General features: G+C 59.0%; 13 protein-coding genes (1 of these 13 cut by a window edge). 9 read left to right on the top strand and 4 right to left on the bottom strand.

Annotation, left to right across the window (positions count from 1 at the left end):
• Window positions 1-163: 163 nt before the first annotated feature.
• From ATY02_RS31165 to ATY02_RS31150, 4 genes are all read right to left on the bottom strand, one after another.
• On the bottom strand, window positions 164-964 hold the full coding sequence (locus ATY02_RS31165; protein ID WP_068575504.1) for a Crp/Fnr family transcriptional regulator: 801 nt from the start codon (window positions 962-964) through the stop codon (window positions 164-166).
• Window positions 965-977: 13 nt separating this feature from the next.
• Window positions 978-1,250: a TfoX/Sxy family protein gene (locus tag ATY02_RS31160; protein ID WP_068575503.1), complete on the bottom strand. Its 273-nt coding sequence runs from the start codon at window positions 1,248-1,250 to the stop codon at window positions 978-980.
• A gap of 220 nt (window positions 1,251-1,470) precedes the next feature.
• Entirely contained in the window at window positions 1,471-1,815 is a 345-nt protein-coding gene (locus ATY02_RS31155; protein ID WP_068575502.1) for a pentapeptide repeat-containing protein, read from the bottom strand.
• Window positions 1,816-1,908: 93 nt separating this feature from the next.
• Window positions 1,909-3,465, bottom strand: a complete 1,557-nt coding sequence (locus ATY02_RS31150; RefSeq protein WP_068575501.1) for an AAA family ATPase — start codon at window positions 3,463-3,465, stop codon at window positions 1,909-1,911.
• Between the two features lie 117 nt (window positions 3,466-3,582).
• Here ATY02_RS31150 and mrcB point away from each other — a divergent pair, with 117 nt between their 5' ends.
• From mrcB to msrQ, 9 genes are all read left to right on the top strand, one after another.
• Window positions 3,583-5,907, top strand: coding sequence for a penicillin-binding protein 1B (mrcB, locus tag ATY02_RS31145; protein ID WP_068575500.1), 2,325 nt, complete (start codon window positions 3,583-3,585; stop codon window positions 5,905-5,907).
• A gap of 16 nt (window positions 5,908-5,923) precedes the next feature.
• Complete coding sequence (locus ATY02_RS31140; RefSeq protein WP_068575499.1) at window positions 5,924-6,670, top strand: tetratricopeptide repeat protein; 747 nt, start codon at window positions 5,924-5,926, stop codon at window positions 6,668-6,670.
• The gene (locus ATY02_RS31135; protein ID WP_068575498.1) at window positions 6,670-7,005 is read left to right on the top strand and encodes a YqcC family protein; all 336 of its coding nucleotides are present in this window, start codon (window positions 6,670-6,672) and stop codon (window positions 7,003-7,005) included. The genes ATY02_RS31140 and ATY02_RS31135 overlap by 1 nt, the downstream gene beginning before the upstream one ends.
• Window positions 7,006-7,580: 575 nt before the next feature.
• Window positions 7,581-9,305, top strand: a complete 1,725-nt coding sequence (locus tag ATY02_RS31130) for an acetolactate synthase 3 large subunit (RefSeq protein ID WP_068575538.1) — start codon at window positions 7,581-7,583, stop codon at window positions 9,303-9,305.
• 1 nt (window position 9,306) lies between these two features.
• Window positions 9,307-9,798 (top strand): acetolactate synthase small subunit, encoded by a 492-nt coding sequence (gene ilvN, locus ATY02_RS31125; RefSeq protein WP_011063488.1) that lies wholly within the window; start codon window positions 9,307-9,309, stop codon window positions 9,796-9,798.
• A gap of 45 nt (window positions 9,799-9,843) precedes the next feature.
• Window positions 9,844-10,860, top strand: coding sequence for a ketol-acid reductoisomerase (gene ilvC / locus ATY02_RS31120; RefSeq protein WP_068575497.1), 1,017 nt, complete (start codon window positions 9,844-9,846; stop codon window positions 10,858-10,860).
• Window positions 10,861-11,006: 146 nt separating this feature from the next.
• On the top strand, window positions 11,007-11,864 hold the full coding sequence (gene pssA, locus ATY02_RS31115; RefSeq protein WP_068575496.1) for a CDP-diacylglycerol--serine O-phosphatidyltransferase: 858 nt from the start codon (window positions 11,007-11,009) through the stop codon (window positions 11,862-11,864).
• A 63-nt stretch (window positions 11,865-11,927) separates the two neighbouring features.
• Entirely contained in the window at window positions 11,928-12,941 is a 1,014-nt protein-coding gene (gene msrP / locus ATY02_RS31110; protein WP_068575495.1) for a protein-methionine-sulfoxide reductase catalytic subunit MsrP, read from the top strand.
• A protein-coding gene (gene msrQ / locus ATY02_RS31105) for a protein-methionine-sulfoxide reductase heme-binding subunit MsrQ (protein WP_068575494.1) crosses the window boundary here: on the top strand, window positions 12,941-13,007 show its start. It continues 554 nt past the right edge of the window; only the first 67 of its 621 coding nucleotides appear in the window; the start codon lies at window positions 12,941-12,943; its stop codon lies beyond the right edge, outside the window. Before msrP ends, msrQ begins: the two co-directional genes overlap by 1 nt.

Genomic DNA, 13,007 nt, shown 5'->3' with positions numbered 1-13,007 from the left:
GGAGATAATCTGAGAGTCCGAACCACTGGTCTTCCAGGTTATCGGCTGATCTCGCGACCAGTTGTGATAATCATAACGATTCTCATTTAGATGTCAACGAAGTGATTCCAGGTTTTTGCATATTTCGCTAAACGCTTGTTTGAATCGTTACCGGCCACTGGTTTTATTCCTTGCCGCCTTGGGTCCTGAGCCGGATGACTTCCCTGTTCAGTTGGTTGATGCGCCGCGCCATGCTTTCGATCAGGCTATGGGCCACGCGGGGATTGCTCTGGGTCAGGCTGAGAAATTGTTCCTTGGGAATCAGCATGATGGTGCTCGGCTCGCTGGCGATGACACTGGCGCTGCGTTTTTCTCCGGTGAATACCGACATGGCACCGAAGATCTCGTCCTTGGGCACATCGCCAACCTTGTGAGCGTCGACAAAGGCTTCGGCATGACCTTCGACGATCACGAAGACATGATCGGCCTCATCCCCCTGGGCAATCAGCACTTCACCGGCTTGTACTCGCTTGAAGCCATTGCTGCTTCGCAGCTCCGGAGGCTTGAGGCGGGCGACGGCATCCGAGAGCAGGGCGGTCTGGCCGATCAGGTACTGCACCAGTAACTCAGATCGTTGTTCATCGGCGTAGATGTGCCGGAACACCTCGGCCCTCTGGTAGGGGATCAGGGTCAACGGCGCGTCGCAACTCAAGTGCCATTGGGGGTGTTCGATACCGCGACGTAACCCGACCAGGTCTCCCTCATGCAGGTAGAACAGCGGCCGCTCCTCCACGCTGGCCTGGATCACGCCACTTTCCAGCAAGAACAGTTGCTGGCCGGGCAGTACATTGGCCAGGTCTGTCGTAGCGGGCAGCTCTAATGCCGGGCCATCGGGGGGTAAACCATCCAGCAGCTGCGGTGGAATGCCCTGCAGGCGATTGATCAGGGCGTCGGCGTAGGCCGGTTGCTCTCCCAGGAGATACATAAGGACCTGCCAGTCAATTTTTGTGGCGAGCGGAAATGGCGTCCAGCTGTTTGTTCAAGGCTTCTTTGCGTTCGGCGGGGAGGTCGTTCCAGTGCATGTCCATCAACGCACCCTCAATGGCATAGAGCAGGACCTTGGAGGCGCGAAAACCACGGGTACGCACGGCCCGGTATGCGTCCACCGCTCCCAGGCGGCGCAGGTCCGAAGCGCTATGGATGCCCACTGCATGCAGCCATTGTGCGGATGTCTTGCCAAGGTTCTTCAGGTGTTGCAATTCATCATTCATCAAGCCTCCTGGCGATGGCCGAATGGTGAGTGGGCAGCTCCAAAAGAGTGTAGCGCTCAGTAGAAATCGCGCTGTTCTTTGGTCGGGTTTGGCGCAAATGCTTCTAAGGCAGGGGATTCACAGCCAGGAGGGATAGATGTGCAAATGGCCTCTTGGGGGCGAGGCGCTGGGCAAGCGCAGTCCGGCGCAAGGACTGGCGCCGGACTGAGTGCAGGGAGAGTCAGCGGGTACGGTAGCGCAGGCGAGTACCGAAGTTGACTGACATGAGAATCTCGTCGGCAGTGAGTTCTACCGGGAAATAAGCGCCGGATATCTGGGCATGGGCAAGGCTAGCGCCCTCCATGCTGGCATTCCTGAGATCGAGTCCACGCAGGTCGGCGGAGCGGAAATAAGCGTCGGTGAAGTCGATACCTTCCGCGTTCAGTTCTCGCAGGTCCAGGCCTCGAAAGTCTCCGCCGCGCATATCGATGGGCTGATCTTTCGGGCGCTCACGGTTGAATCCCGTGATGTCGTCCTTGTGCAGTAGTGCGTAGAGCGGGGTATCGAGTAGTTTGGGGTGGCTCATGGCGACATCACCAGTGCTGGATTTATGACGCCAGTATAGTGCCACTATTTTTCAGCCGTGAAGTCTTTGCTGCTTCACGGCTGAAATACTCGCTTAGAGGCCCGGCAGGCGTTGGCGAATGTTGGCCACCAGGGTATCCAGGCTGCCACTTTCGTTGGTTTCCACCCGCTTGCTGCGCAGCAGTTCTTCTTCAGTCAGGGCTTCGCGAGTGGCTCGTTGGATGGCGATCACCTCGAGGGTGGCGTCGGACGGGTCTTCCTGATCGGCCTGGCGCTGGGCCAGCCAACTGGCAACAACGGCCTCAGGCGCGTTGCAGTCGATGATCAGGCAGGGAGTGCCGGTCGCTTCGGCCACCTTCGCGGCGGCATCGCGCTGGGCTCGCTTGAGATACGTGGCATCGATGACCGCCGGGAAGCCGGCGCGCAGGATGATCTCTGCGATTTCATGCAGTCGTGCATAGGTCGTGTCGCTGGCTTCGCTGCTATAGATGCCGGCGTTGAGATCGTTGGATCCCTGCTGCTCGCCGAACAGGCGCTTGCGTTCGACGTCGGAGCGCAAGCGGATGGCGCCCAGGGCTTCTACCAGGCGCATCGCTACATGGCTCTTGCCGACGGCGGAGATACCGGAGGTGATGGCCAGGAAGCGTGAAGGAATGGTGCTGTAGCTCTCGGCCAGGTTGGCATAGTTGCGGTACTGGCGCAGGGTGGTTGCGCGTTGTACCGGGGTGGCGTCGGCCGGCATGCTGAACAGGCTGACTTTGGCGCGTACCAGGGCGCGGTAGGCTTTGTAGAAGTTGAGCAGCTCCAACCCTTGGTAGTCGCCGGTCAGCTCCAGGTACTGGCTGATGAAGCGGCGTGCCAGGCTCTTCAGGCCACGGTCTTCCAGGTCCATGGCCAGGAAGCCGATATCGGCATACACGTCGGTGAAGCGGAAGGGTTCGTTGAACTCGATGCAGTCGAAGATCACCACCTTGCCCTCGATGAGGGTGGCATTGCCCAGGTGGATGTCGCCATGGCACTCGCGGATGAAACCGTCGTTCTTGCGCTGGCCCAGCAATGGCTTGAGGCGTTCGAAGCTGGCTTCGGCCCAGGCCTCCAGGGCCTCGAGTTGTTGCAGGTCGGCCTTGTCGCTGAGGAACGGACGAATCTGCTCGAAGTTCTGGCGTACCGGCGCCATCACGCTTTGTGGCGTTCCGGCCTCGTGGCTGGCAGGGACTTGAGGGGCACTGAGGTGGAACTGGGCGATCTGCTTGGCCATCTCGTCGATGTGCGCGGCGGTCAGCTCGCTGTTGGCCTGCAAGGTACTGAGCAACTGGCTTTGCGGGAACTGGCGCATTTTCAGCACATAGTCGACCACTGGGCCGCTACCGGCCAGTTCCGGGGTCTCGGCGCTGCCGGTAATGGGCAGGACTTCCAGGTACAGGTCTTGGGTCAGGCGCTGGTTCAGGCGTAGTTCTTCACCACAGAAGTGCTCGCGCGCCTCCAGGCTGGTGAAGTCCAGGAAACCGAAATTGACGGGTTTCTTCACTTTATAGGCAAAGGGACCGGTGAGGATCACCCAGGAAATGTGGGTTTCTATGACCTGGAACCCATCTACGGGATGTGGGTACAGCGCTGGGTTTTGCAGGGCGGCAATCAGTGACTGGCTCACAGGCGGTCCTTCAGAGTCGGTAAAAAACGAGGGCGTTATTATGGCTGCTGGAGGCACTAAGGCAAACCTCGGGTGGTGCATGTTGGTGATGAATCAAAGTGCGTATAATCCGCCGCCATGACTCGTACCCGATCCCCTCGTTCTGCAAAAAAAACTCCATCCGGCGGCCTGCGCCCCTGGCTGGGCTGGGCGCTCAAGCTTGGCCTGGTCGGTTTGGTAGTACTCGCCGGCTTTGCGGTTTATCTCGATGCCGTGGTCCAGGAGAAGTTCTCTGGCAAGCGCTGGACCATTCCGGCCAAGGTTTATGCGCGTCCGCTGGAGCTGTTCGTCGGACAAAAGCTCAGCAAGGATGACTTCCTGACGGAACTCGATGCCCTGGGCTATCGCCGCGAAAGCATCGCCAATGGCCCTGGCGCGGCGTCGGTCAACGGCAATACCGTTGAGTTGAACACGCGTGGATTCCAGTTCTACGAAGGCCTGGAGCAGGCGCAACCAGTGCGGGTGCGCTTCTCCGGCGACTTTGTTGCCGAGCTTTCCGGCAGCAAGGGCGCGAAACTGGCGGTGGTGCGCCTGGAGCCCCTGTTGATTGGCGGCCTGTATCTCAAGAACCTCGAAGACCGGATCCTGATCAAGATCGACCAGGTCCCGCCGTACCTGTTGGAAACCCTGGTGGCGGTGGAAGACCGGGATTTCTATTCGCACTTCGGGGTTTCGCCGAAGTCGATCGCCCGGGCCGTTTGGGTCAATACATCCTCGGGCCAGATGCGCCAGGGCGGCAGTACCCTGACCCAGCAGTTGGTGAAGAACTTCTTCCTGACCAACGAACGCAGCCTGTCGCGCAAGCTCACCGAAGCGATGATGGCCCTGTTGCTGGAGTTGCACTACGACAAGCGCGAGATCCTCGAGGCGTATCTCAACGAAGTGTTCATCGGCCAGGACGGTCAGCGTGCGGTGCACGGTTTTGGCCTGGCCAGCCAGTTCTTCTTCAGCCAGCCATTGTCGGAACTCAAGCTGCATCAGGTGGCGTTGTTGGTGGGCATGGTCAAGGGGCCGTCCTACTACAACCCACGACGGTATCCGGAGCGTGCACTGGAACGTCGCAACCTGGTGCTCGATCTGCTGGCGCAGCAGGGCGTTGCCACCCCCGAGCAAGTCGAAGCCGCGAAGAAGATGCCGCTGGGCGTGACCAAGCGCGGCAGCCTGGCGGATAGCTCGTTCCCTGGCTTCCTCGACCTGGTGAAGCGCCAACTGCGCGAGGATTATCGTGACGAAGATTTGACCGAGGAAGGGCTGCGGATTTTCACCAGCTTCGACCCGATCCTGCAGATGAAGGCCGAGGCGTCGGTCAACGATACCTTCAAGCGCCTGGCAGGACGCAAAGGGGCCGAGGATGTCGAGGCCGCAATGGTGGTGACCAACCCCGAAACCGGCGAAGTGCAGGCGATGATCGGTAGCCGCCAAGCCAGCTTTGCCGGGTTCAACCGCGCCCTGGATGCCGTGCGTCCGATCGGCTCGCTGATCAAGCCGGCGGTCTACCTGACTGCCCTGGAAAAGCCCAGCCAGTACACGCTGACCAGTTGGCTCTCGGACGAGGCCTTCTCGGTCAAGGGGGCCGATGGCCAGGTATGGAAGCCGCAGAACTATGACCGGCGCTCCCACGGGACAGTGTTCCTGTACCAGGGGTTGGCCCACTCCTACAACCTTTCCACGGCCAGGCTTGGCCTGGAAGTGGGCGTGCCCAATGTCTTGAAGACCCTTGGGCGCCTGGGCGTCACCCGCGAGTTCCCGGCGTTTCCTTCCATGTTGCTGGGTGCCGGGGGAATGAGCCCCATTGAAGTGGCCACCATGTACCAGACCCTGGCCAACGGTGGCTTCAATACGCCCATGCGTGGCATCCGTAGCGTGCTGACCGCTGAGGGCGAGCCACTCAAGCGCTATCCGTTCCAGATACAGCAGCGTTTCGATGCTGGTTCGATCTACCTGATCCAGAGCGCTATGCAGCGAGTGATGCGCGAAGGTACGGGGCGCTCGGTGTATAACGTGCTGCCCGGTAGCCTGACACTCGCTGGCAAGACGGGCACCAGTAACGATTCCAGGGATAGCTGGTTCGCAGGTTTCAGCCAGGACTTGCTGGCAGTGGTCTGGCTGGGGCGCGACGACAACGGCAAGACGCCGTTCACCGGGGCTACCGGTGCCTTGCAGGTTTGGACCAGTTTCATGCGCAAGGCCGATCCGATGCCGTTGGACATGCCGCAGCCGGATAACGTGGTTCAGGCGTGGGTGGATTCGCGTACCGGGCAAGGCTCCGATGCCAACTGTCCGGGCGCCGTGCAGATGCCGTATATTCGCGGCAGCGAACCGCCTCCCGGCGCCTCTTGCGGTGGTGAAAACCCGGCAGGCGGCGAGTCGGTGATGGATTGGGTCAAGGGCTGGATGAACTAAGCGATGAGGATTTGACGTGAACAAGTGGTGGGTTCCAGCTATTACAGCTCTGGCGTTGCTCAACGGTTGCGCCAGCGTGCAACGTGGCTCCATTCCCGTCGTGGACTCCGGTACTACGGTGTCGAACAACGAGCGGATTTCCGCTACCGGAGGTTTCCGCCAGACGACCATCAAGCGTCCGGCGCAAGCCCAGGCACGAGCCATTCCCGAGGATTCGGGCGTGGTGGTCATGGTGCCAGGTGGCGGTGCGGCCACTTCGGCGCCGATCAGCAGTTCGCCGATCGTTCCCGGGCCGTCGAGCTCCGGTCCCATTACTCCCGGCCCGGTAGAGGGTTCGGGTTATCAGCCGGTTCCGAGCACTTCGGGGACCTACACCATGCCGCCGGCATCAGGCAGCATCCCTTCGGCACGTGCTGGTGGCTTGTCGGCAGACGAGCAACTGGACGGTCCGGTACTGGCCCTCTTGACCACCGCTCAGCAGCAGCAGTCCAGTGGTGACCTGAATGGAGCGTCTTCCAGCCTGGAGCGCGCCCAGCGTGTGGCACCGCGGGAGCCTCAGGTGTTGTATCGCCTGGCCCAGGTGCGCATGGCCCAGGGCGATGCTCCGCAGGCAGAACAGTTTGCCCGCCGCGGCCTGAGTTTTGCCAACGGCCGGCCCGACTTGCAGGCCAGTCTCTGGGAGCTGATCGCCCAGGCGCGGGAGAAGCAGGGGGATGCCGCAGGCGCCGCCCAGGCGCGGCAGAAAGCCCGGGTCTCGCTGTGATGGATTCGCGCTTCCCGAGAATTGCCGAGCAGTTGTTGCTGATCGAGCGCGAGTTGCGGCTCCAGGGGCTGTGGGACGATACGGTTCCCAGTAGCGAGGCTCTGGCCAGCACCCAGCCCTTTGCCGTGGATACGCTGGAATTCGAGCAATGGTTGCAGTGGATCTTCCTCCCGCGCATGAAGCAGATCCTGGAGCAGGATCTGCCCTTGCCCAATGCCTCCGGCATCCAGGAAATGGCCGAGATGGTATTCGCTAACCGTGCCATGCAGGGGCGGGATCGGCAGTTGCAAGTACTGCTCAAAGAGTTCGACCAACTCATCATCGCTACCCGTTGAATCGGCACTGCCAGGCTTGCCTGGCAGTGTTTCTTTGCCTCTCCTTTGTCATGCTCTTCTGTGGGTTTGCAGCCTGCATCGCTCCTGCGTGCCTGTTTTATCTTCTGATGCCGCAGAGCTTTTGTGGGGGCGAGGCTCGTTCGTAGGTTTTTGGCCAAAGTCAAGGTTCGTGTTTATGATTTGGTTGTGATGAATTGAGCAATCTAAACGCAAATTTAGTTTGTTTTTGAGGTTTTTCTTGCGTTCTCATGCGATTAGTTCGAATTAGTCATATAGACAGCTTGACTTGGTGAGGACGAAACAGAAGAATCCAAAGTCCGCTGTAGAGGGACTGCCAGAAGCAGACCCACTCAGCAGATCATGAGGTGCACATCCGCACCGAAGTGCTACACCCGCAACGCGTTACCTCGCGCTGGGTGGGAAAACCCCGCAACACTTTGGGGCGTTCCCAATGCTTGCTCAGTCAGTGCTGACGTAGTCGGCGACCACCGTCGCTCATGCTCTGCTGAGAAGTAAACCTATTAAGACCCGCTCCCTTTTGAGGGCGGTATTCTGGCGTTTTAGAGGTGAACAACGTGGAGCTTTTATCTGGCGGTGAGATGCTCGTCCGCTTCTTGCGTGACGAAGGCGTCAAATATATCTACGGGTACCCGGGCGGTGCTCTCCTTCATGTTTACGATGCCCTGTTCAAAGAACCGGAAGTGACCCACATCCTGGTTCGTCATGAGCAAGCGGCTACCCATATGGCTGACGGTTATGCCCGTGCCACCGGCAAGGCCGGCGTGGTGCTGGTGACTTCCGGCCCGGGCGCGACCAATGCCATCACCGGCATTGCTACTGCCTATATGGACTCGATCCCGATGGTGATCATTTCTGGCCAGGTGCCTAGCACCATGGTCGGTACCGATGCGTTCCAGGAAACCGACATGATCGGTATTTCCCGGCCGATCGTGAAGCACAGCTTCATGATCAAGCACGCTTCGGAAATCCCGGAGGTCATGAAGAAGGCGTTCTACCTGGCGCAATCGGGTCGTCCTGGCCCGGTAGTGGTCGATATCCCCAAGGACATGACCAACCCGGCTGAAAAGTTCGAATACGTTTTTCCCAAGAAAGCCAAGCTGCGCTCCTATAGCCCGGCTGTCCGCGGTCACTCCGGACAAATCCGCAAGGCGGCGGAGATGCTGCTGTCGGCCAAGCGTCCGGTGCTGTATTCCGGCGGCGGTGTGATCCTCGGTGGCGGCTCTGCGGCGCTGACCGAGTTGGCCAAGATGCTCAACCTGCCTGTGACCAATACCTTGATGGGCCTGGGTGCCTATCCGGGAACCGATCGGCAGTTCGTCGGTATGCTCGGCATGCACGGTAGCTATACCGCAAACCTGACCATGCACCATGCCGATGTGATCCTGGCTGTTGGCGCACGCTTCGACGACCGTGTCATCAATGGTGCGCCGAAGTTCTGCCCGAACGCCAAGATCATTCATGTGGATATCGACCCGGCGTCCATCTCCAAGACCATCAAGGCCGATGTGCCGATCGTGGGTCCGGTGGAGAGCGTCCTGACCGAAATGGTCGCGGCTCTCAAGGAGATCGGCGAGACCCCGAACAAGGATACGGTCGCCAGTTGGTGGAAGCAGATCGACGAGTGGCGCGGTGATCGCGGCCTGTTCCCTTATGACAAGGGCGACGGCAGCATCATCAAGCCACAAACTGTGATCGAGACCCTGTGCGAAGTGACCAAGGGTGATGCCTTCGTGACTTCCGATGTAGGGCAGCACCAGATGTTTGCGGCGCAGTACTACAAGTTCAACAAACCCAATCGCTGGATCAACTCCGGTGGCCTGGGCACCATGGGCTTCGGTTTCCCGGCGGCCATGGGGGTCAAGTTGAACTTCCCTGATAATGATGTCGCCTGCGTCACGGGTGAAGGCAGTATCCAGATGAACATCCAGGAGCTGTCCACCTGCCTGCAGTACGACCTGCCAGTCAAGATCATCAACCTGAACAACGGCGTGCTGGGTATGGTTCGCCAATGGCAGGACATGAGCTATGGCAGCCGTCATTCGCATTCCTACATGGAATCGCTGCCTGATTTCGTCCGGTTGGTGGAGGCCTATGGTCATGTGGGCATTCGCATCACCGACCTGAAGGACCTGAAGCCGAAGATGGAAGAGGCGTTTGCCATGAAGGATCGCCTGGTGTTCCTCGATATCCAGGTCGACACCAGCGAGCACGTCTATCCGATGCAGATCAAAGACGGCTCCATGCGCGATATGTGGCTGAGCAAGACGGAGCGTACTTAATATGCGGCACATCATCTCCTTGCTTCTGGAAAACGAACCGGGCGCCTTGTCTCGCGTTGTTGGCCTGTTCTCGCAGCGCAACTACAACATCGAAAGCCTGACCGTGGCACCGACTGAAGACCCGACCCTGTCGCGTCTGACCCTCACCACTGTCGGCCATGACGAGATCATCGAGCAGATCACCAAGAACCTGAACAAGCTGGTCGAGGTGGTCAAGCTGGTGGATCTGTCGGAGAGCGCGCATATCGAGCGCGAGCTGATGCTGGTCAAGATCAAGGCAACTGGCGCCCAGCGCGCCGAGGTCAAGCGTACTACCGATATTTATCGTGGGCAGATCGTTGATGTCAGCGCTAGCGTGTATACCGTTCAATTGACCGGTACCAGCGACAAGCTCGACAGCTTCATTCAATCGATCGGCACCGCATCGATTCTGGAAACCGTACGCAGTGGCGTCACCGGGATTGCCCGTGGCGACAAAGTACTGAGCATCTAATTCAAATTAGCGAATGGCCGGAACGGCCTGACATAGGGGAAGTTCATGAAAGTTTTCTACGATAAAGACTGTGACCTGTCGATCATCCAGGGCAAGAAAGTTGCCATCATCGGCTACGGTTCCCAGGGTCACGCTCAAGCCTGCAACCTGAAAGACTCCGGTGTCGATGTGACTGTTGGCCTGCGCAAAGGCTCGGCCACTGTTGCCAAGGCTGAAGCCCATGGCTTGAAAGTGGCTGATGTGGCTAGCGCTGTTGCCGCTGCCGACCTGGTCATGATCCTGACTCCCGATGAGTTCCAGGGCGCCCTGTACAAAAACGAAATCGAACCGAACATCAAGAAAGGCGCCACCCTGGCCTTCTCCCACGGTTTTTCGATCCACTACAACCAGGTAGTACCGCGTGCTGACCTCGACGTGATCATGATCGCGCCGAAGGCCCCAGGCCACACCGTGCGTTCCGAATTCGTCAAGGGTGGTGGTATTCCTGACCTGATCGCGATCTACCAGGACGCTTCCGGCAATGCCAAGAACGTTGCCTTGTCCTACGCGGCAGGCGTGGGTGGCGGTCGTACCGGCATCATCGAAACCACCTTCAAGGACGAGACTGAAACCGACCTGTTCGGTGAGCAGGCTGTTCTGTGCGGTGGTACCGTCGAGCTGGTCAAGGCCGGTTTCGAAACCCTGGTCGAAGCTGGCTACGCGCCGGAGATGGCCTACTTCGAATGCCTGCACGAGCTGAAGTTGATCGTTGACCTCATGTACGAAGGCGGTATCGCCAACATGAACTACTCGATCTCCAACAACGCCGAGTATGGCGAATACGTGACGGGTCCAGAGGTTATCAACGCCGAATCCCGCCAGGCCATGCGCAATGCCCTGAAGCGCATCCAGGACGGCGAGTACGCGAAGATGTTCATCAGCGAGGGCGCCACCGGCTACCCATCGATGACTGCCAAGCGTCGTAACAACGCCGCTCACGGTATCGAGATCATCGGCGAGCAACTGCGTTCGATGATGCCGTGGATCTCTGCGAACAAGATCGTCGACAAAACCAAGAACTAAGTTCGAGTCTTGTCAGGGAAAACGCGGCCTAGGCCGCGTTTTTTCGTTTGCGGGGATAGGTTCTGGTATAAAGCAGGCTCCTTTGCGGCCGAACCCAGGCCCAGGGTATCTGTCGAAACTTTTCACACCGTTGCAAGGTAATGTCCATGAGCGAACGTCCCGAAGAGCCAAACCAGGCCTCTGACGCCGAAAGCCTGCTACCGATCGATGAGCATGTCGAAGAAGGGCATGACGCTGAAGGCCGTAAAGTCCGGCATCGTGGTATCTATCTTCTGCCTAATCTGTTCACCACTGCGAACCTGTTCGCGGGGTTCTATTCCATCATCAGCTCCATGAGTGCCCAGAGTGCCTTGAGTGCCGGTGATGCTGCGGGCGCAAGCAAGTATTTCGCCTTTGCGGCTATCGCAATTTTTGTTGCCATGGTGCTCGACGGCCTGGACGGTCGTGTGGCCCGCATGACCAACACCCAGAGTGCGTTCGGCGCTGAGTACGACTCCTTGTCGGACATGGTGGCGTTTGGCGTTGCGCCGGCATTGCTGGCCTTTGGCTGGGCCTTGGGCGACATGGGCAAGGTCGGCTGGATGGTCGCCTTCATCTATGTAGCCGGTGCCGCGTTACGCCTGGCACGTTTCAATACCCAAGTGGGAACGGCCGACAAGCGTTACTTCATTGGCCTGGCCAGCCCGGCAGCGGCGGGTGTGGTGGCGGGTATCGTCTGGGCCTTCAGTGATTACGGCATCCAGGGTTCGAAGATGTCGTTCCTGGTGGCTTTGCTGGTGGCCGCCGCCGGTATGCTGATGGTCAGCAATATCAAGTACAACAGCTTCAAGGACCTGGATCTGAAGGGGCGCGTGCCATTCGTTGCGATCCTTGCCGTGGTGCTGGTATTTGCCGTGGTATTCAGTGATCCGCCACGTATCCTGCTGCTGGTGTTCCTGGCCTATGCCGCATCGGGCCCCATCCAGTACCTGTTGCACCTTCGTCGTCGCAATCACGTCGAGTGATGTAATTTCCCCCATACTCCGCAGTCTATTGGTGTATCTGTCATCCAATACTGCGGAGTTGCCATGCTGCTCAAGTTCCCCAAGTCCTCTGACTGCAAAGCAGCGGATATCACCCCTGAGTCCTTTTATCTTTCTCGACGCGCATTACTCGGTGGTGCTGTTGCGGGTATTGCTGCGGCCGCGTTACCCCGCTGGGGGAGGGCGGAGGACGCGGGGCGTTATGCCGACGTCGATCCTGGGCGGGCACCGGCGTGGTTTACGCAGAAGCTGCCAGATACTCGTTGGCAGGCGGTAGTTGCCAACGGGGAGGCCATCACCCCCTTCAAGGACGCGACCCACTACAACAATTTCTACGAGTTCGGCACTGATAAAGGTGACCCGGCCGCCAACGCGGGAGGGCTGAAGACCGAGCCGTGGAGCGTTGTAGTGGATGGTGAGGTGGCCAAGCCGGGCCGTTATGCGCTCGAGGATTTCATCAAGCCTTATCAGTTGGAGGAGCGTATCTATCGACTACGTTGCGTCGAAGCTTGGTCGATGGTGATCCCCTGGATCGGCTTTCCCATTTCAGCGCTGCTCAAGCAGGTCGAACCCACCAGCAAGGCCAAGTTCATTCGCTTTGAAACCTTGCGCGACCCCGAGCACATGCCGGGGCAGCGCTCCGGGTTCGCCTTGATCGATTGGCCTTATGTCGAAGGATTGCGACTCGATGAGGCGATGAACCCGCTGGCGATCCTGGCAGTGGGCATGTATGGACGGGAGTTGCCGAACCAAAACGGAGCGCCGCTACGGTTGGTGGTGCCCTGGAAGTATGGTTTCAAGAGCGTGAAGTCCATTGTGCGCATCAGTTTGGTCAGTGAGCAGCCCAAGACGACTTGGCAGAGTATCGCTGCCAATGAATACGGCTTTTATGCAAATGTGAATCCTACGGTCGATCATCCCCGTTGGACCCAGGCACGGGAGCGGCGCCTTCCCAGTGGGTTGTTCAGCCCGAATGTCCGGGAGACCCAGATGTTCAATGGCTATGGGGAAGAGGTCGCCTCTTTATATAGAGGGATGGATCTGAGGAAGGACTACTGATGCGTTATTCGTTCTGGCGCGTCGGTGTCTTCATTGCTGGCGCGATATGGCCCTTGTATTGGTTGT

This window comes from Pseudomonas sp. BIOMIG1BAC (assembly GCF_001705995.2).
Taxonomy (GTDB): domain Bacteria; phylum Pseudomonadota; class Gammaproteobacteria; order Pseudomonadales; family Pseudomonadaceae; genus Aquipseudomonas; species Aquipseudomonas sessilinigenes.
This window is presented reverse-complemented; position numbering and strand designations above follow the sequence as displayed.